The organism is Dongia sp., from assembly GCF_041905885.1.
In the GTDB taxonomy this organism is placed as follows: Bacteria; Pseudomonadota; Alphaproteobacteria; order Dongiales; family Dongiaceae; genus Dongia.
On record NZ_JAYRKD010000028.1, the window covers coordinates 15891 to 31892 of the forward strand.

Below are 16002 nucleotides of genomic sequence, written 5' to 3' on the forward strand. Positions count from 1 at the left end.
CACCTCAATGCACCTCGAAGGTCTTGGTCTGGCCGTTGCGGCTGACGGTGAGAGTCCAATCATCGACTGGGACGCCCAGGATCGCCACCGCGTCCTCGACCGAATAGACATCCTTGCCGTTGATCTTGATCAAGAGATCGCCGGGCTCGAGACCGAGCTTAGCCGGGTAGGAGCCGCGGCGGACCTTGGCGATGGCGACGCCCTTCCAGTCGGCAACGCCGAGCTCATCGCTGACCGCCGGCGAGAGGTTGACCACCACCGCGCCATTCAGCGGCTGCTCGCCCTTGAGCTCGGTTTCATCCCGGGCCGGCTCTTCCGGGGCCTCGATCAGCTTCACCGAGAAATCGACCGGCTTGCCGCGGCGGATCACGTTGAGGGCGGCGGTGGCGCCGACCTTCTGGGTGGCGAGACGGAAGCGCAGCCCGCCGGGATCGGCGATGCCGCGGTCGTTGACGCCGACGATGACGTCGCCCGGCTGCAGGCCGGCGCGGTCAGCCGGGCCCATCGGGTAGACCTGCTGCACCACCACGCCGCCCGGATGCGGCAGGCCCATGCTGAGCGCGATGTCGGCGGTCAACGCCTGGCCGGAGACGCCGATCCAAGGCTGCACCAGCTTGCCGCCGGCGGCTTCCGCATCGACGATGCGCGCCACCATGTTGGAGGGGATCGCGAAGCCGATGCCGATGCTGCCCCCGGTCTTCGAATAGATCGCGGTGTTGATGCCGATCAGCCGGCCGTCGGTGCCGATCAGGGCGCCGCCGGAATTGCCCGGGTTGATCGCCGCGTCGGTCTGGATGTAGTAGCCGTAATCGCCGACGCCGATGTTGGTGCGGGCCAGCGCCGAGACGATGCCCATGGTGACGGTCTGGCCGACGCCGAACGGGTTGCCGATCGCCAGCACCAGGTCGCCGACATTGATGTCGTCGGAATCCTTGAGCTCCAGGGTCGGCAGGACCTCGCCCTTGGCGTCGATCTTCAGGATGCCAATGTCGAACTTTTCGTCGGCGGCGATCACCTCGGCTGGAAACTCGCGGCCGTCGGAGAGCACGACCCGGATCTCGTCGGCCTTGGCGATGACATGGTTGTTGGTGACGATGAGCCCGTCCGGCCGCAGGATCACGCCGGAACCCAGCGAGTTCTGCACCCTTTCACGCGGCTGCTGCTCGCCGAAGAACTGCTGGAAGAAGGGATCGTCGAAGAACGGCGACGACCGCTCCTTCACCACGGTGCGGGTGAAGATGTTCACCACCGCGGGCGCCGCCTTCTTCACCAGCGGCGCGAAGGTCAGCTCGATCTGGGTCTTCGATTGCGGCACCGTCTCCTGCGCGAGCGCAGGGGTCGCGAGGGAGAGTGAGAGAGCGAGGGCAGCGAGAAGTCGAAGCATTGTCGGTCTTTCAAGACTTGGCGATGATTTTGCCGTCATCCCGGGACTTGGTCCCGGGATCCACGCCTTCTTCAAGCCCCAAGGCGTGGATCCCGGCGCCTAGCGCCGGGATGACGGAGAATACTAGGTGGCAATCCGCCGGCCAAAAAGCAAAAGGGGCGGCACCGAAAGTGCCGCCCCCTCGCATTCACTTCAGCGCGAAAGCTCGCATTACGCGGCTTCGGCTTCCTCACCCTTCTTCTCCGCGGTCGGGCCGGAATCCTGGCCCTTGGCGGCGGGGTCGCGGTCCACGAACTCGATGATCGCCATCGGCGCCGCGTCGCCGTAGCGGAAGCCCGCCTTCAGCACGCGGGTGTAGCCGCCGGGACGACCCTTGTAGCGGTCGGCCAGCACGGTCAGCAGCTTGGTGGCCAGCTTCTCGTCCTGGAGGTGAGAGATGAGCTGGCGACGGGCATGGAGGCCGCCGCGCTTGCCGAGGGTCACCAGCTTCTCGACGATCGGACGCAGGTCCTTCGCCTTCGGAAGGGTGGTCTTGATCTGCTCATGCTTCACCAGGGCCTGGGCCAGGTTCATGAACAGCGCCTTGCGATGGCTCTTGGTCCGATTGAGCTTACGCCCGGACATACCGTGACGCATGGTTCCTCTCCTCTCTCACTGGCCTTCCCTCTTTCACGCGAGGGCAAGACCGATTGCACTTCCCGATCGCCGCGACATCACGTGATGTCATGAACGGCCGGGCTCGGGCCGGATGGCCCTTAGTTCAAACTCAAACTCAGTACGGCTCGTCGAGACGCTTGGCGAGCTCCTCGATGTTCTCCGGCGGCCAGTTCGGGATTTCCATGCCGAGATGGAGGCCCATCTGCGCCAGCACTTCCTTGATCTCGTTCAGCGACTTGCGGCCGAAGTTCGGGGTGCGGAGCATTTCCGCCTCGGTCTTCTGCACCAGATCGCCGATGTAGACGATGTTGTCGTTCTTCAGGCAGTTGGCCGAACGCACCGAAAGCTCGAGTTCGTCCACCTTCCTGAGCAGGTTGCGGTTGAACGGCGGCTCGGAGGTGCGCTCCTCCGCCATGACCGTGGTCGGCTCTTCGAAGTTGATGAAGAGCTGGAGCTGGTCCTGGAGAATGCGCGCGGCGATCGCCACCGAATCTTCCGGGGTCATGGCACCATTGGTCTCGATCTGCAGCGACAGGCGGTCATAGTCGGTGACCTGGCCGACGCGGCTGTTCTCGACCTTGTAGGAGACCTTGCGGACCGGCGAGAAGATCGCATCGACCGGAATGAGGCCGATCGGCGCATCTTCCGGACGGTTCTGCGACGCGGCGATGTAGCCCTTGCCGGTGTTGACGGTGAACTCGATCGCGAGGTTGGCGCCCTGGTCGAGGGTGCAGAGCACGAGATCCGGATTGAGGATCTCGATGTCGTGACCCGCTTCGATCTGGCCGGCCTTCACTTCGCCCGGGCCCTGGGCCTTCAGGCGCATGCGCTTCGGCCCGTCGCCGGACATCCGCAGCGCGATCTGCTTGATGTTGAGGACGATGTCGGTCACGTCCTCGCGGACACCCGGGATCGAGGAGAATTCGTGCAGCACGCCCTCGATATGCACCGCGGTGACCGCGGCGCCCTGCAGCGAGGACAGCAGCACGCGGCGCAGCGCGTTGCCGAGGGTGAGGCCGAAGCCCCGCTCCAGCGGCTCGGCGACGATCGTGCCCTGGCGCTTGGCGTCGCCGGCGGAATCGACCTTCTTGTTCGGCTTGATCAGCTCGGTCCAGTTCTTCTGAATCACGTTATTCGTCCTTTCGCATCGAGCCCCGCAGCCATCCAATCGCTCGGGCGCTCTAAATTCGAAAAGCGGACCCAGCAAGTGGGCCCGCATTCGAAGCAGATTGGCCGGCCCAATGAGTGGGCGGCCGAAACTCAGATCAGACGCGGCGGCGCTTCGGCGGCCGGCAGCCGTTGTGCGGGATCGGGGTCACGTCACGGATCGAGGTGATCGTGAAGCCCGCCGCCTGCAGCGCGCGGAGCGCGCTCTCGCGGCCGGAACCCGGGCCGCGCACCTGGACTTCCAGGGTCTTCACGCCATGCTCCATCGCCTTCTTGGCGGCGGCATCGGCGGCAACCTGCGCCGCATACGGCGTGGACTTGCGCGAACCCTTGAAGCCGTTCGAGCCCGACGAGGCCCAGGCAACCGCGTTGCCCTGGTCGTCGGTGATGGTGATCATCGTGTTGTTGAAGCTGGCGTTCACATGCGCGACGCCGGAGGTGATGTTCTTGCGCTCGCGCCGCTTGACGCGTCCGCCGCCCGGAGCTCCGCCTGCCGCCACTGGTTTAGCCATGTCTTCCGTCCAATCCTTATGCGCGGGGCTTTAGAGCCGTCGCGAGTTCAAATTACTTCGTCGCCTGCTTCTTGCCGGCGATCGCGACCGCCTTGCCCTTGCGGGTGCGCGCATTGGTATGCGTGCGCTGGCCGCGGACCGGCAGGCCCTTGCGATGGCGCAGGCCGCGGTAGCAACCGAGGTCCATCAGGCGCTTGATGTTCATCGCGGTCTGGCGACGCAGGTCGCCTTCCACGGTGTAGCCCTGGTCGATCACTTCGCGGATCTTCACGACCTCGGCGTCGGTCAGCTGGCTGACGCGCCGGTCGGCCGGGATGCCCACCTTCTCGACGATTTCCTTGGCCTTCGCCGGACCGATGCCGGTGATGTAGGTCAGGCCGATGATCACCCGCTTTTGCGTCGGGATGTTGACGCCGGCAATACGCGCCACTGCAGTAACTCCTCAATATTCCCGGATCACGGCAACACGAAACAACTCGGTCACCTGGGTGGTCGAGAGGCGCGCATTATATGAAGATTCGCCTGCCCGTCAACCACTGCGCAAGATCCATGCTAGCGCAAATTTACTCTACCAGATCAGATACTTAGCCCTTAACACCGTCCAGCGCCCGGTCGATCTGCCCGGCCACTTCCGGCATGGCAGCCATGCCGTCCACCGAATGCAGCAGGCCCTTGGCCTGGTAATACGGCAGGATCGGCGCCGTCTGCTGCCGGTAGGCGACCAGGCGGGCCTTCACGGTCTCCGCGTTGTCGTCGGCGCGCCGGGTGAACTCGGTGCTGCCGCACTTGTCGCAGATGCCGTCCTTCTTCGGCCGGGCGAACTTGTCGTGGTAGCCGGTGCCGCATTTGGCACAGGTGAACCGCCCGGAAATCCGCTCGATCAGCGCCGCGTCATCGACCTTGAGCTCGATCACGGCGTCGATCTTCTTGCCCTTCTTCGCCAGCATCGCGTCCAGCGCCTCGGCCTGCGCCACGGTCCGCGGAAAGCCGTCGAAGATGACGCCCTTGGCCGTGTCCGGCTTGTCGGTCCGGCCGTCGATCATCCCGATCACGATCGCGTCCGAGACCAGCTGGCCCGCGTCCATGATCTTCTTGGCCTCGACCCCGAGCGCCGAGCCGGACGCCACTTCCGCCCGCAGCATGTCGCCGGTCGAAAGCTGCACGAGCCCGCGCTCGTCGGTCAGTTTCTTGGCCTGGGTCCCCTTCCCTGCCCCGGGGGGTCCCAGCAGAATCAGATTCAAACCGTCTCTCCCCCGAGTTAGCGGCGGCCCCTCAGCTTGGCCTTCTTGATCAGCCCTTCATACTGGTGCGCCAGCAGATGCGAGTGGATCTGCGCCACCGTGTCCATGGTGACCGAGACCACGATCAGCAGGCTGGTGCCGCCGAAGTAGAACGGGATCGCGTAGTTGGCGATCAGCACTTCCGGCAGCGCGCAGACGACGCTCAGGTAAGCGGCGCCGACCACGGTCAGGCGGGTCAGCACGTAGTCCAGATATTCCGCGGTGTTCTTGCCCGGGCGGATACCCGGAATGAAGCCGTTGTACTTCTTCAGGTTCTCCGCCGTGTCGTCCGGGTTGAAGACGATCGCGGTATAGAAGAAGGCGAAGAACACGATCATCGCGACATAGAGCGCGATGTAGAGCGGCTTGCCGTGGCCGAGATAGGCCATAACGTCCTGCAGCCAGCCCGGCGCGCCGGCGCTGGAGCCGTAGAAGCCGGCGACGGTCAGCGGCAGCAGCAGCAGCGACGAGGCGAAGATCGGCGGAATGACGCCCGAGCTGTTGAGCTTCAACGGCAGATGCGAGGACTCGCCGCCCATCATCCGGTTGCCCATCTGTCGCTTGGGATACTGGACGATCAGCCGGCGCTGGGCGCGTTCGAAGAACACGATGCCGGCGATCACCACCGCCACCATGACCGCCACCACCAGCACGAAGATGCCGCTGATCGAGCCGGTCCAGAGCTGGGTCAGCATCTGCTCGACCGCGGTCGGCAGGCGGGCGACGATGCCGGCGAAGATGATGAGCGAAATGCCGTTGCCGATGCCGCGGGCGGTGATCTGCTCGCCGATCCACATCAGGAACACGGTGCCGGCGGTCAGCGAGACGACCGCGGTGATGATGAAGGTCATGCCCGGATCGATGACCGCGGAGCCGCTGGGGCCGGCCATGCGGATGAGGCCGTTGGCCATGCCGAAGGACTGGACCAGCGCCAGGCCGACCGTCGCATAGCGGGTGTACTGGTTGATCTTCTTGCGGCCGCTTTCGCCTTCCTTCTTCAGCGCTTCCAGGGTCGGGACGACCGAGGTCATCAGCTGCATGATGATGGAGGCGGAGATGTAGGGCATGATGCCCAGCGCGAACACGGTCATCCGGCTGATCGCACCGCCCGCGAACATGTCCACCATGCCGAGGACGCCGCCGGAATGCTGGCTGAAGATCTGGGCGAAGGCCGCAGCATCGATGCCGGGCAGCGGGATATAGGCGCCGATGCGCGCCACGACCAGCGCGCCCAGGGTGAACCAGATCCGCTTCTTGAGCTCTTCGGCCTTGGCGAAGGCGCCGAGGTTGATGCTGGAGGCTAACTGTTCGGCGGCTGAAGCCATGGTCCTCTTGCCTTCGCGGCTAAACGCGGGAATTGCCCATCACAGATTGCAATTCCCGCGGAATGTTCAAGCCCCAGCGCTGTTTAGCCAGGTTATTCCTTGGCCGGCTTCTCGGCCTTGGGCTTCTTGGCGGCTTTCTCGGCCCGGTTCTGGGTCTCGGCGTCAGGCTTGGCGGCCTTCGGTGCCTTGGCGTCGGCCTTCTTTTCCTCGCCCTTGGCGGCCTTCTCGGCCTGGGCCTTGGCAAAGAGCTCGGCCTTGGTCGGGCCCTTCGGGGCCTCTTCCTTCACCGGCATGGTCACCTTCACCGAACCGCCGGCCTTCTCGACCAGGGCGATCGCCGACTTGGAGGCGCCGGCGACTTCGATGGCAAGCTTCGCCTTCAGATCGCCCTTGCCCAGCAGACGCACACCATCACGCGGGCGGCCGATCAGGCCGGCGGCGCGCAGGGTCTCGGCATTGACCGGCTTGCCGGCATCGAGGCGGCCGGCATCGATCGCCTGCTGCAGGCGGCCGGTGTTCACCTCGACGAACTCGAGCGCGAAGATGTTGTTGAAGCCGCGCTTCGGCAGGCGGCGGTAGAGCGGCATCTGGCCGCCCTCGAAGCCGTTGATGGCGACGCCGGTGCGCGCGGTCTGGCCCTTGCCACCGCGGCCGCCGGTCTTGCCCTTGCCGGAGCCGATGCCGCGGCCGACGCGGATGCGGGACTTGCGGGCGCCCGGATTGTCTCGGAGTTGGTCCAGTTTCATGGTCATAAACCTTCAGCAGGCGCTCAAACGCGCCAGGGTTATTACTTCGCCGGCTCGACCTTCAGCATATGGGCGACCTTGTCGACCATGCCGCGGATCGAGGGGGTGTCCTCGACCACGTTCGAGCGGTTCATCTTGTCGAGACCGAGCGCCCGCAGGGTGGCCTTCTGGCCGGGCTTGCGGCCGATCGGGCTGCCGGTCTGGGTGATCTTGAGCTTCGCCATCGTGACTTATCCCTTACTCGCGGGCTTCGGCGGCCGCATCGCGCTTGCCGAGGATGTCGCTCACCTTCTTGGAGCGGCGCGCGGCAACCGAACGCGGCGAGTTGCAATGCTGGAGCGCATCGAACGCCGCCTTGATCATGTTGTGCGGGTTCGAGGTGCCGACCGACTTGGCGACGACGTCATGGACGCCGAGCGCCTCGAAGATCGCGCGAACCGGGCCGCCGGCGATGATGCCGGTCCCGGCTTCCGCCGCACGGATCACCACGCGACCGGCGCCGAAATGGCCGTCGGCGTCATGATGCAGGGTCCGACCTTCACGCAGGGGAACGCGGATCATGGTCTTCTTGGCGTGCTCGGTCGCCTTGCGGATCGCTTCCGGCACTTCGCGGGCCTTGCCCGAGCCGTGACCGACGCGGCCCTTGCCGTCACCGACGACGACGATCGCGGCGAAGCCGAAGCGCTTACCGCCCTTCACCACCTTGGCGACGCGGTTGATGCCGACCAGCTTCTCGATCAGCTCGACTTCCTCGGAACGATTTCCGCCCCGCTCGCGATCGCGGTCGCGACGACCACCTTCGGATTTCGCCTGACGTGCCATATTCGTTTCCTGTCCTTAGAAGGAGAGTCCGCCCTCGCGGGCGGCATCGGCCAGGGCCTTGACCCGGCCATGATACTTGTAGCCGCCGCGATCGAAGGCGACTTCCTTGATGCCTTTGGCAGCCGCGCGCTCGGCGATCAGCTTGCCGACCTTCTTCGCCGCCTCGATGTTGGCGGTGGTCTTCAGGCCGCTCTTCACGTCCTTTTCGATGGTCGAGGCCGAGGCCAGCGTGGCGCCGGCGGCATCGTCGATGATCTGGACGTAGATATGCAGGCCCGAACGGAAGACCGACAGGCGCGGACGGCCGCCGGAATTATTCCGGAGCCCGGTCCGAACCCGCTGCTGGCGGCGGGCGAAAAGCTTGCTGACGTTCGACATGGCGCTTAGCCCTTACCTTACTTCTTCTTGCCTTCCTTGCGGAGGATGTGCTCGCCCTCGTACTTGATGCCCTTGCCCTTGTAGGGCTCAGGCGGGCGAACGGCGCGGATTTCCGCAGCGATCTGACCAACCTTCTGCTTGTCGAAGCCGGTGATCGAAATCGCGGTCGGCTTCTCGCATTTGATCGCGATGCCTTCCGGGATCGCAAAGGTCACATCGTGGCTGTAGCCCATCTGCAGCTGCAGGTTCTTGCCCTGCACCGCCGCACGATAGCCTGTGCCGGTGATCTCCAGGTTCTTGGTGTAGCCCTTGGAGACGCCCTCGACCATGTTGCGCAAGTTGGCGCGGGTCGCACCCCAGCTCATGCGGGCCTGCTTCGACTCGTTGATCGGCTTCACCCAGACCTTGCCGTCCTTCACGGTGACCTCGACCTCGGCGGTCGAGATCGGAAGCTTCAAGGTTCCGAGCTTGCCCTTCACGGTCGCGGCGCCGCCGGCGACGTCAACGGTGACGCCCTGCGGAACCTCGACTGGATTCTTACCGACGCGGGACATTGCATTCGCTCCTTAGAACACCCGGCAGAGCACTTCGCCGCCGACATTGGCGGTGCGTGCTTCGCCGTCCGACATGACGCCGCGCGGGGTCGACAGGATCGAGATCCCGAGACCGTTGTAGTAGCGCGGTAGGTCGGCGATCTTGGAATAGACCCGACGGCCAGGCTTGGAGACGCGATTGATCTCCTTAATGACCGGCGTGCCCTCGTGATACTTCAGCTCGATCGTCAGCTCGCCGCCGGGCTTCGAGGCATCCATGGAGAAATCACGGATGTAACCCTCGCGCTTCAGCACTTCGAGGACGTTCGCGCGCAGCTTGGACGCGGGGCTTGCAACCTTCTGCATGCCCGCCTTCTGACCGTTGCGGATCCGGGTCAGCAGGTCGCCCAATGGATCATTGATTGCCATGCTTCATCGTCTCCCGATTACCAGCTCGACTTGACCATGCCGGGGATCTGCCCGGTGGAAGCGAGGTCGCGCAACGCAATGCGCGAAAGCTTGAACTTGCGATAGGTCGCGCGCGGACGGCCGGTCAGCTCGCAGCGATTGCGGATGCGCACCTTCGACGAGTTGCGCGGCAGCTCGGCCAGCTTCAGGCGGGCGGCGAACCGCTCCTCCATCGGCAGATCCTCGTTGTCGGCGATCGCCTTCAGCCGGTTGCGCTTGGCGGCGTACTGCTTCGCCATCCGCTCCCGCTTCTTGTTCTTCTCGATCGAGCTCTTCTTAGCCATCTCTTGCTCCTAACGGGCCGGCTCAGTTGTTGAAGGGCATGTCGAAGCCCTTCAGCAAAGCCTTGGCCTCAGCGTCGGTTTTCGCGGTCGTGCAGATCACGATGTCCATGCCGCGAACCTTATCCACCTTGTCGTAGTCGATCTCGGGGAACACCAGCTGCTCCTTCAGGCCGAGCGTGTAGTTGCCGCGGCCGTCGAAGCTCTTGCCGGAGATGCCGCGGAAGTCGCGGACCCGCGGCAAAGCGATGTTCACCAAGCGATCAAGGAACTCATACATGTGCTGCTTGCGCAGGGTGACCTTGCAGCCGATCGCCATGCCTTCGCGCAGCTTGAAGGTCGCGATCGACTTCCGGGCCTTGGTGATCACCGGCTTCTGGCCGGCGATCGCGGTCAGCTCGGCAACCGCGAGGTTGATCTTCTTGGAATCGGCGGTCGCTTCGCCGACGCCCATGTTGATCACGATCTTGTCCAGCTTCGGCACCTGCATCGGGTTCGTGTAACCGAACTCCTTGGTCAGGGCTTCGCGGACGACCTTCTTATAATGGTCTTGCAGACGGGCAGCCATATCAGGCCTCCTCAATCAATCGCTTCGCCGGAACGACGCGCGACGCGGATCTTCCGCTCGCCGTCCATCCGGTAGCCGACGCGGGTCGGCTTCTGGGTCTTCGGGTCGATATGGGCGACGTTGGAGACGTGGATCGAGGCTTCCTTCTCGATGATCCCGCCCTGCGCCTGCATGGTCTGGCGCTGGTGGCGCTTCACCATGTGGACGCCCTGCACGATCAGACGGTTCTCCTCGCGGAGCACCTTCATGACCTCGCCGGTCTTGCCCTTGTCGCGACCGGTGATCACAACCACCTTGTCGCCCTTCTTGATCTTCAGCTTCGTCGCCATTTTCTACCCAATCCTTCCCGCTTAGAGCACTTCAGGTGCCAGCGAGATGATCTTCATGAACTTCTTCGCACGGAGCTCGCGGGTCACCGGGCCGAAGATGCGGGTGCCGATCGGCTCGCCCTGCTTGTTGATCAGCACGGCCGCGTTGCGGTCGAAGCGGATCGAGCTGCCGTCGGTCCGGCGGATTTCCTTGGCGGTCCGGACGATCACCGCCTGGTGCACGTCACCCTTCTTCACCTTGCCGCGCGGGATCGCCTCCTTGATGGAGACGACGATCACGTCGCCCACGCTCGCGGTGCGGCGCTTGGAACCGCCCAGCACCTTGATGCACTGCACGCGGCGCGCGCCGGAATTGTCGGCAACGTCCAGGTTCGTCTGCATCTGGATCATGGTTCGGCCCTCTTAGCTGGCGGAGGCGTTGGCGGTCACCGAAGCTTCGGCGGCCGTCACCACTTCCCAGCGCTTGTTCTTCGAAATCGGGCGGCACTCGCGGATATAGACCACGTCGCCGACCTTGCACGCGTTCGCCTCGTCATGCGCCTGGAAGCGCTTCGAGCGACGAATGAACTTCTTGTAGACCGGGTGCATGACGCGACGCTCGACCGAGACGATCACGGTCTTCGCGTTCTTGTCGCTCACCACGGTGCCTTGCAGGACTCGCCTTGGCATCTCTTCTCTCCTCTACCCGCGCCGCTCAGGAGGCCTTGGCCTGCGCCTTCTGGCGCAGGAAGGTCTCGACCCGTGCGATGTCACGCCGGACGGCGCGCACGCGGGCGGTGTTCTCCAGCTGACCGGAGGCGCGCTGGAAGCGCAGGTTGAACGCCTCCTTCTGCAGCGACACCAGGTCGGCCTTCAGTTGGTCTTCGCTCTTAATCCGCAGATCTTCGGCCTTCATCACCCGAACTCCTTATTCGTCGCCGAGGCGCGTGACCATGCGCGCCTTGATCGGCAGCTTGGCGGACGCGAGCGCGAAAGCTTCTACGGCGAGATTCTTCTGCACGCCGTCGATCTCGAACATGATCCGGCCCGGATGGATACGCGCCACCCAGTATTCCGGCGATCCCTTGCCCGAGCCCATGCGGACTTCGGCGGGCTTACGGCTGACCGGCACGTCCGGGAACACCCGGATCCAGACCTTGCCGACGCGCTTCATATGACGCGTGATCGCGCGGCGAGCCGCCTCGATCTGGCGCGCCGTGATGCGGCCCGGCTCGACGGCCTTCAATCCGTAGGCGCCGAAGTTCAGCTCGAAGCCGCCCTTCGCCTTGCCGTGGATCCGGCCCTTGTGGGCCTTTCTGAACTTGGTTCGCTTCGGAGAAAGCATGGTCCCAATTCCTCGTTAGCGCGCGGGCTGAGCTTCGCTGGCGCGCTTATCGGTCGCCAACGGGTCATGCGCCATGATCTCGCCCTTGAACACCCAGACTTTCACGCCGCAGGTGCCGTAGGTCGTCTTTGCCGTGCCCTCGCCGAAATCGATCTCGGCGCGGAGCGTGTGCAGCGGAACGCGGCCCTCGCGGTACCACTCCATGCGGGCGATTTCGGCGCCGCCCAGACGGCCGCTGCAGTTGATGCGGATGCCGAGCGCACCGAGGCGCATCGCCGACTGCACCGCGCGCTTCATGGTGCGGCGGAACGCGACGCGGCGCTCGAGCTGCTGCGCGATGTTCTCGGCGATCAGCTTGGCGTCGATCTCAGGCTTGCGGATCTCGACGATGTTCAGGCTCACCTCCGAGCCGGTCATCTTGGCGAGATCGGAACGCAGCTTTTCGATGTCGGCGCCCTTCTTGCCGATCACCACGCCCGGACGCGCCGAGTGGATGGTGACGCGGGCCTTCTTCGCCGGGCGCTCGATCACGATCTTCGAGATGCCGGCCTGGGCCAGACGGTCGCGCAGGTATTCCTTCAGCTTCAGATCCTCGTGGAGGAGCTGCGCGTAGTCCTTGCCGGCGAACCAGCGGCTGTCCCAGGTCCGGTTGATGCCGACCCGGAGGCCGATCGGATTGACCTTCTGACCCATTACTTCGTCTCCTCGGCTTCGGCGCGCTCGCGCACGACGACCGTCAGATTGCTCCACTTCTTCTCGACGCGGACGCCGCGGCCCTTGGCGCGGGCGGCGAAGCGCTTCAGCTTGAAGCTGCCGCCCACATAGGCCTCAGCGACGAACAGGCGATCGACGTCGAGCTGGTGGTTGTTCTCGGCGTTGGCGATCGCGGCCTGCAGCACCTTCTTCACGTCGCCGGCGGCGCGCTTCTTGGAGAAGGTGAGTGCCGCCAGCGCCGGCTGGGCGCCCATGCCGCGGATCATCCCCGCCACCAGGTTCAACTTGCGCGGCGTGGTCTGGACCACCGAGGCGACAGCCTGCGCCTCGTTGTCCTTCAGCTTGCGCTCGGTTTTCTGCTTGCTCATGCCGACGGCGCCTTCTTCACCTTCTTGTCGACCGCGGTGTGACCGGTGAAGGTCCGGGTCGGCGAGAATTCACCAAACTTGTGGCCGATCATGTTCTCGGTGACCAGAACGGGCAGGAACTTGTGACCGTTGTAGACACCGAAGGTCAGGCCGACGAACTGCGGCAGGATGGTCGAACGCCGCGACCACGTCTTGATCACTTCGTTGCGTCCGCTGCCACGGCTCGCCTCTGCCTTCTTCAGCAGATAGCCGTCGATAAACGGACCCTTCCATACGGAGCGCGACATCTTCGCTTTTCCTTACTGCTTCTTCTTCGCGGCCTGACGGCGGCGGAGAATGAGACCGTCGGTCTTCTTGTTGTGACGGGTCTTCTTGCCCTTGGTCGGCTTACCCCACGGGGTGACCCAGGCACGACCGCCGTTGGTACGACCACCGTGCGGATGATCGACCGGGTTCATGGTGATGCCGCGGACGGTCGGGCGCTTGCCCAGCCACCGCGCGCGACCGGCCTTGCCGATCGAGACGTTCTGCTGGTCCGGGTTGGAGACCGCGCCGATCGTGGCCATGCACTCGGCCTTGACCATGCGGACTTCGCCCGACGGCATCTTCAGCAGCGCATTGCCCTGGTCGCGGCCGACCAGCTGCAGGTAGGTGCCGGCGGAGCGGGCCATCTGGCCGCCGCGGCCCTGCTTCAGCTCGACGTTGTGCACGATCGTGCCGACCGGGATGTTCCGGAGCGGCATGGCGTTGCCCGGCTTCACGTCCACGCGCTCGCCGGAGACGACCTGGTCGCCGGCCTTCAGGCGCTGCGGGGCCAGGATGTAGGCCTGCTCGCCGTCCGAATACTTGATGAGAGCGATGAACGCGGTGCGGTTCGGATCGTACTCGAGATGCTCCACCGTCGCGGTCACGTCGAACTTGCGGCGCTTGAAATCGACGATGCGATAGCGCTGCTTGTGACCGCCGCCCTGGCGGAAGTTCACGATCCGGCCGTAGTTGTTGCGGCCGCCCTTGCGCTTCTTGCCCTCGGTCAGCGCCTTGACCGGGCCGCCCTTGTGGAGCTCGGACCGATCGACGATGACCAGCTGGCGGCGGCCAGCGGAAGTGGGCTTGAATGTTTTCAATGCCATGACGTCAGATTCCCGCCCTTAGATTCCCGTGGTCACGTCGATGGTGTTGCCCTCGACGAGCGTCACCACGGCTTTCTTGAAATCGTTGCGCTTGCCCGGGCGACCACGCCACAGCTTGGTCTTGCCCTGGACGCGCAGGGTGTTCACCGCCTTCACCTTCACCTTGAAGATGGTCTCGACCGCAGCCTTGATCTCCGGCTTGGTCGCTTCCAAGGGAACGCGGAAGGTCACCTGGTTGTGCTCGGAACCCTGGGTGCTCTTCTCCGTCACCACCGGACGACGGATGATGGTCAGCATCTGGGCTTCGTCGAGCTTCACGACCGGCTTTTCGATCTTGCGCGCGCGGCTCATTTCAAACGCTCCACGAGGTGCTCCACGGCAGCCTTGGTCAGGACCAGGGTGTCGCGGCGCAGGATGTCGTACACATTGGCGCCCTGCTGCGGCAGCACATCCACATTCGGGATGTTGCGCGCGGCCAGGGCGAACTTCTCATCGACCGCCGGGCCGTCGATCACCAGGAGCGACTTCAGGCCGAGGGTCTTCAGCTTCGCGGTCAGCTCCTTGGTCTTGCCCGAGGCGCCGGCGGTGCCGTTCCAGACGATCAGCTTGCCTTCCTTCTGCTTGGCGGAAAGCGCGGTCTTCAGCGCCAGCACCCGGACCTTCTTGTTGAGGTCGTGGGCGTGGCTGCGGACCACCGGGCCGAAAATCGTCGCGCCGCCGCGGAACTGCGGCGAGCGCAGCGAACCCTGGCGGGCGCGGCCGGTGCCCTTCTGCGAATAGGGCTTCTTGGTGGTGCCGGAGATGTCGCCGATCTCCTTGGTCTTGTGGTTGCCGGAGCGGCGCTTGGCCAACTGCCAGTTGACGCAACGGGCCAGGAGGTCACGGCGGACCGGACGGCCGAAGATGTCCTGGAAGACCTCGTCGGCGAGGTCGATCTCGCCGTGGGCCTTGCTGTCGATGTCGGTGATCTTGAGTTTCATGATCGCTGTTCCTTAGGCGGCCGCTTCGGCCTTGCCCTTGAGGGCGGCCGGCTTCGGCGCCTCCTTCGGCAGAGCGCGCTTCACGGCGTCCTTCACCAGGACGTAGGCACCTTCGTGGCCCGGCACCGCGCCGTGCACGTAGATCAGGCCCTGCTCGACGTCGGTCTCGACGATCTTCAGGTTCTGCTGCGTGACGCGCTCGACGCCGAGATGGCCGGCCATCTTCTTGCCCGGGAAGGTACGACCCGGATCCTGGCGGTTACCGGTCGAACCGTGCGAACGGTGCGAGACCGAGACGCCGTGCGAGGCGCGGAGACCGCCGAAGTTCCAGCGCTTCATCGAGCCGGCGAAGCCCTTGCCGATCGTGGTGCCCACGACATCGACGAACTGGCCGGTGACGAAATGCGCGGCGGAGAGTTCGGCGCCGACTTCCAGGAGATTCTCCTTGGAGACCCGGAATTCCGCGAGCTTCTGCTTCGGCTCGACCTTGGCTTTCGCGAAGTGGCCGCGCTGCGCCTTGGAGACGTTCTTGACCTTGGCCTTGCCGACGCCGAGCTGCACGGCGTTGTAGCCGTTCGTCTCGGTCGTGCGGACGGCAACGACCTGGCAGTGATCGACCTTCAGCACGGTCACCGGGACGTGGTTGCCGTCGGCGGCGAAGATGCGGGTCATGCCCATCTTCTGGGCGAGGAGACCGGTACGCATGGCTGCCTCAGTTCTTCAACTTGATTTCGACATCGACGCCCGCGGCGAGGTCGAGCTTCATCAGCGCGTCCACGGTCTGCGGGGTCGGATCAACGATGTCCAGCAAGCGCTTGTGCGTCCGGATCTCGAACTGCTCGCGGCTCTTCTTGTCCACGTGCGGCGAACGGTTCACCGTGAAGCGCTCGATGCGGGTCGGCAGCGGGATCGGGCCGCGGACCTGGGCGCCGGTGCGCTTCGCCGTGATCACGATCTCGTTCGTCGACTGATCGAGAACGCGATGGTCGAACGCCTTGAGGCGGATGCGGATATTCTGGCTGTCCATCGTCTTGGT

Annotated in this window: 27 protein-coding genes and 1 pseudogene; all 28 read right to left on the reverse strand. The window is 64.7% G+C overall.

The features are described 5' to 3' along the window. Positions 1-4: 4 nt before the first annotated feature. Positions 5-1384, reverse strand: a complete 1380-nt coding sequence (locus ACH2CY_RS22485; RefSeq protein ID WP_395021876.1) for a Do family serine endopeptidase — start codon at positions 1382-1384, stop codon at positions 5-7. A gap of 210 nt (positions 1385-1594) precedes the next feature. Next, positions 1595-2020, reverse strand: coding sequence for a 50S ribosomal protein L17 (gene rplQ, locus ACH2CY_RS22490; protein WP_395021877.1), 426 nt, complete (start codon positions 2018-2020; stop codon positions 1595-1597). Between the two features lie 136 nt (positions 2021-2156). Beyond that, positions 2157-3170, reverse strand: a complete 1014-nt coding sequence (locus tag ACH2CY_RS22495; RefSeq protein WP_395021879.1) for a DNA-directed RNA polymerase subunit alpha — start codon at positions 3168-3170, stop codon at positions 2157-2159. Positions 3171-3306: 136 nt separating this feature from the next. Further along, positions 3307-3720, reverse strand: a complete 414-nt coding sequence (rpsK, locus tag ACH2CY_RS22500) for a 30S ribosomal protein S11 (RefSeq protein ID WP_395021881.1) — start codon at positions 3718-3720, stop codon at positions 3307-3309. A gap of 52 nt (positions 3721-3772) precedes the next feature. Beyond that, positions 3773-4150 (reverse strand): 30S ribosomal protein S13, encoded by a 378-nt coding sequence (rpsM, locus tag ACH2CY_RS22505; RefSeq protein WP_395021883.1) that lies wholly within the window; start codon positions 4148-4150, stop codon positions 3773-3775. A 154-nt stretch (positions 4151-4304) separates the two neighbouring features. Continuing rightward, on the reverse strand, positions 4305-4961 hold the full coding sequence (locus ACH2CY_RS22510) for an adenylate kinase (protein ID WP_395021884.1): 657 nt from the start codon (positions 4959-4961) through the stop codon (positions 4305-4307). A gap of 17 nt (positions 4962-4978) precedes the next feature. Then, positions 4979-6325, reverse strand: coding sequence for a preprotein translocase subunit SecY (secY, locus tag ACH2CY_RS22515; protein WP_395021885.1), 1347 nt, complete (start codon positions 6323-6325; stop codon positions 4979-4981). Between the two features lie 269 nt (positions 6326-6594). Further along, positions 6595-7071 (reverse strand): annotated as a pseudogene (gene rplO, locus ACH2CY_RS22520) (50S ribosomal protein L15); the annotation flags it as partial. Between the two features lie 41 nt (positions 7072-7112). Further along, a complete protein-coding gene (gene rpmD, locus ACH2CY_RS22525) occupies positions 7113-7295 on the reverse strand; it encodes a 50S ribosomal protein L30 (RefSeq protein ID WP_395021887.1) in 183 nt (60 codons plus the stop codon). 13 nt (positions 7296-7308) lie between these two features. Further along, positions 7309-7893, reverse strand: coding sequence for a 30S ribosomal protein S5 (gene rpsE, locus ACH2CY_RS22530; protein ID WP_395021888.1), 585 nt, complete (start codon positions 7891-7893; stop codon positions 7309-7311). Positions 7894-7908: 15 nt separating this feature from the next. Beyond that, on the reverse strand, positions 7909-8271 hold the full coding sequence (rplR, locus tag ACH2CY_RS22535; protein ID WP_395021889.1) for a 50S ribosomal protein L18: 363 nt from the start codon (positions 8269-8271) through the stop codon (positions 7909-7911). Positions 8272-8288: 17 nt separating this feature from the next. Further along, the gene (rplF, locus tag ACH2CY_RS22540; RefSeq protein WP_395021891.1) at positions 8289-8825 is read right to left on the reverse strand and encodes a 50S ribosomal protein L6; all 537 of its coding nucleotides are present in this window, start codon (positions 8823-8825) and stop codon (positions 8289-8291) included. A 12-nt stretch (positions 8826-8837) separates the two neighbouring features. Then, positions 8838-9233: a 30S ribosomal protein S8 gene (rpsH, locus tag ACH2CY_RS22545; protein WP_395021892.1), complete on the reverse strand. Its 396-nt coding sequence runs from the start codon at positions 9231-9233 to the stop codon at positions 8838-8840. A gap of 17 nt (positions 9234-9250) precedes the next feature. Continuing rightward, positions 9251-9556, reverse strand: coding sequence for a 30S ribosomal protein S14 (gene rpsN, locus ACH2CY_RS22550; protein ID WP_395021893.1), 306 nt, complete (start codon positions 9554-9556; stop codon positions 9251-9253). A gap of 22 nt (positions 9557-9578) precedes the next feature. Continuing rightward, positions 9579-10121: a 50S ribosomal protein L5 gene (rplE, locus tag ACH2CY_RS22555; RefSeq protein ID WP_395021895.1), complete on the reverse strand. Its 543-nt coding sequence runs from the start codon at positions 10119-10121 to the stop codon at positions 9579-9581. A gap of 11 nt (positions 10122-10132) precedes the next feature. Beyond that, positions 10133-10450: a 50S ribosomal protein L24 gene (gene rplX / locus ACH2CY_RS22560; RefSeq protein WP_395021896.1), complete on the reverse strand. Its 318-nt coding sequence runs from the start codon at positions 10448-10450 to the stop codon at positions 10133-10135. A gap of 21 nt (positions 10451-10471) precedes the next feature. Beyond that, the gene (gene rplN / locus ACH2CY_RS22565; RefSeq protein ID WP_028096610.1) at positions 10472-10840 is read right to left on the reverse strand and encodes a 50S ribosomal protein L14; all 369 of its coding nucleotides are present in this window, start codon (positions 10838-10840) and stop codon (positions 10472-10474) included. A 12-nt stretch (positions 10841-10852) separates the two neighbouring features. Then, positions 10853-11119 carry a 30S ribosomal protein S17 gene (gene rpsQ, locus ACH2CY_RS22570; RefSeq protein ID WP_395021897.1) on the reverse strand — a complete coding sequence of 89 codons (267 nt, stop codon included), beginning with the start codon at positions 11117-11119 and terminating at the stop codon, positions 10853-10855. A gap of 25 nt (positions 11120-11144) precedes the next feature. After that, positions 11145-11345 carry a 50S ribosomal protein L29 gene (rpmC, locus tag ACH2CY_RS22575; protein ID WP_395021899.1) on the reverse strand — a complete coding sequence of 67 codons (201 nt, stop codon included), beginning with the start codon at positions 11343-11345 and terminating at the stop codon, positions 11145-11147. Between the two features lie 12 nt (positions 11346-11357). After that, a complete protein-coding gene (gene rplP / locus ACH2CY_RS22580; RefSeq protein ID WP_395021900.1) occupies positions 11358-11774 on the reverse strand; it encodes a 50S ribosomal protein L16 in 417 nt (138 codons plus the stop codon). A gap of 15 nt (positions 11775-11789) precedes the next feature. Next, entirely contained in the window at positions 11790-12467 is a 678-nt protein-coding gene (gene rpsC / locus ACH2CY_RS22585; RefSeq protein ID WP_395021901.1) for a 30S ribosomal protein S3, read from the reverse strand. Next, complete coding sequence (rplV, locus tag ACH2CY_RS22590; RefSeq protein WP_395021902.1) at positions 12467-12856, reverse strand: 50S ribosomal protein L22; 390 nt, start codon at positions 12854-12856, stop codon at positions 12467-12469. Before rplV ends, rpsC begins: the two co-directional genes overlap by 1 nt. Continuing rightward, positions 12853-13143 carry a 30S ribosomal protein S19 gene (gene rpsS, locus ACH2CY_RS22595; RefSeq protein WP_395021903.1) on the reverse strand — a complete coding sequence of 97 codons (291 nt, stop codon included), beginning with the start codon at positions 13141-13143 and terminating at the stop codon, positions 12853-12855. Before rpsS ends, rplV begins: the two co-directional genes overlap by 4 nt. 12 nt (positions 13144-13155) lie before the next feature. Then, the gene (gene rplB / locus ACH2CY_RS22600; protein ID WP_395021905.1) at positions 13156-13986 is read right to left on the reverse strand and encodes a 50S ribosomal protein L2; all 831 of its coding nucleotides are present in this window, start codon (positions 13984-13986) and stop codon (positions 13156-13158) included. An 18-nt stretch (positions 13987-14004) separates the two neighbouring features. Further along, positions 14005-14337, reverse strand: a complete 333-nt coding sequence (locus ACH2CY_RS22605) for a 50S ribosomal protein L23 (protein WP_395021907.1) — start codon at positions 14335-14337, stop codon at positions 14005-14007. Further along, positions 14334-14966, reverse strand: coding sequence for a 50S ribosomal protein L4 (gene rplD / locus ACH2CY_RS22610; RefSeq protein ID WP_395021908.1), 633 nt, complete (start codon positions 14964-14966; stop codon positions 14334-14336). Before rplD ends, ACH2CY_RS22605 begins: the two co-directional genes overlap by 4 nt. A 12-nt stretch (positions 14967-14978) precedes the next feature. Next, positions 14979-15671 carry a 50S ribosomal protein L3 gene (gene rplC, locus ACH2CY_RS22615; protein WP_395021910.1) on the reverse strand — a complete coding sequence of 231 codons (693 nt, stop codon included), beginning with the start codon at positions 15669-15671 and terminating at the stop codon, positions 14979-14981. A 7-nt stretch (positions 15672-15678) separates the two neighbouring features. After that, on the reverse strand, positions 15679-15993 hold the full coding sequence (rpsJ, locus tag ACH2CY_RS22620; RefSeq protein ID WP_379953391.1) for a 30S ribosomal protein S10: 315 nt from the start codon (positions 15991-15993) through the stop codon (positions 15679-15681). Positions 15994-16002: the final 9 nt, after the last annotated feature.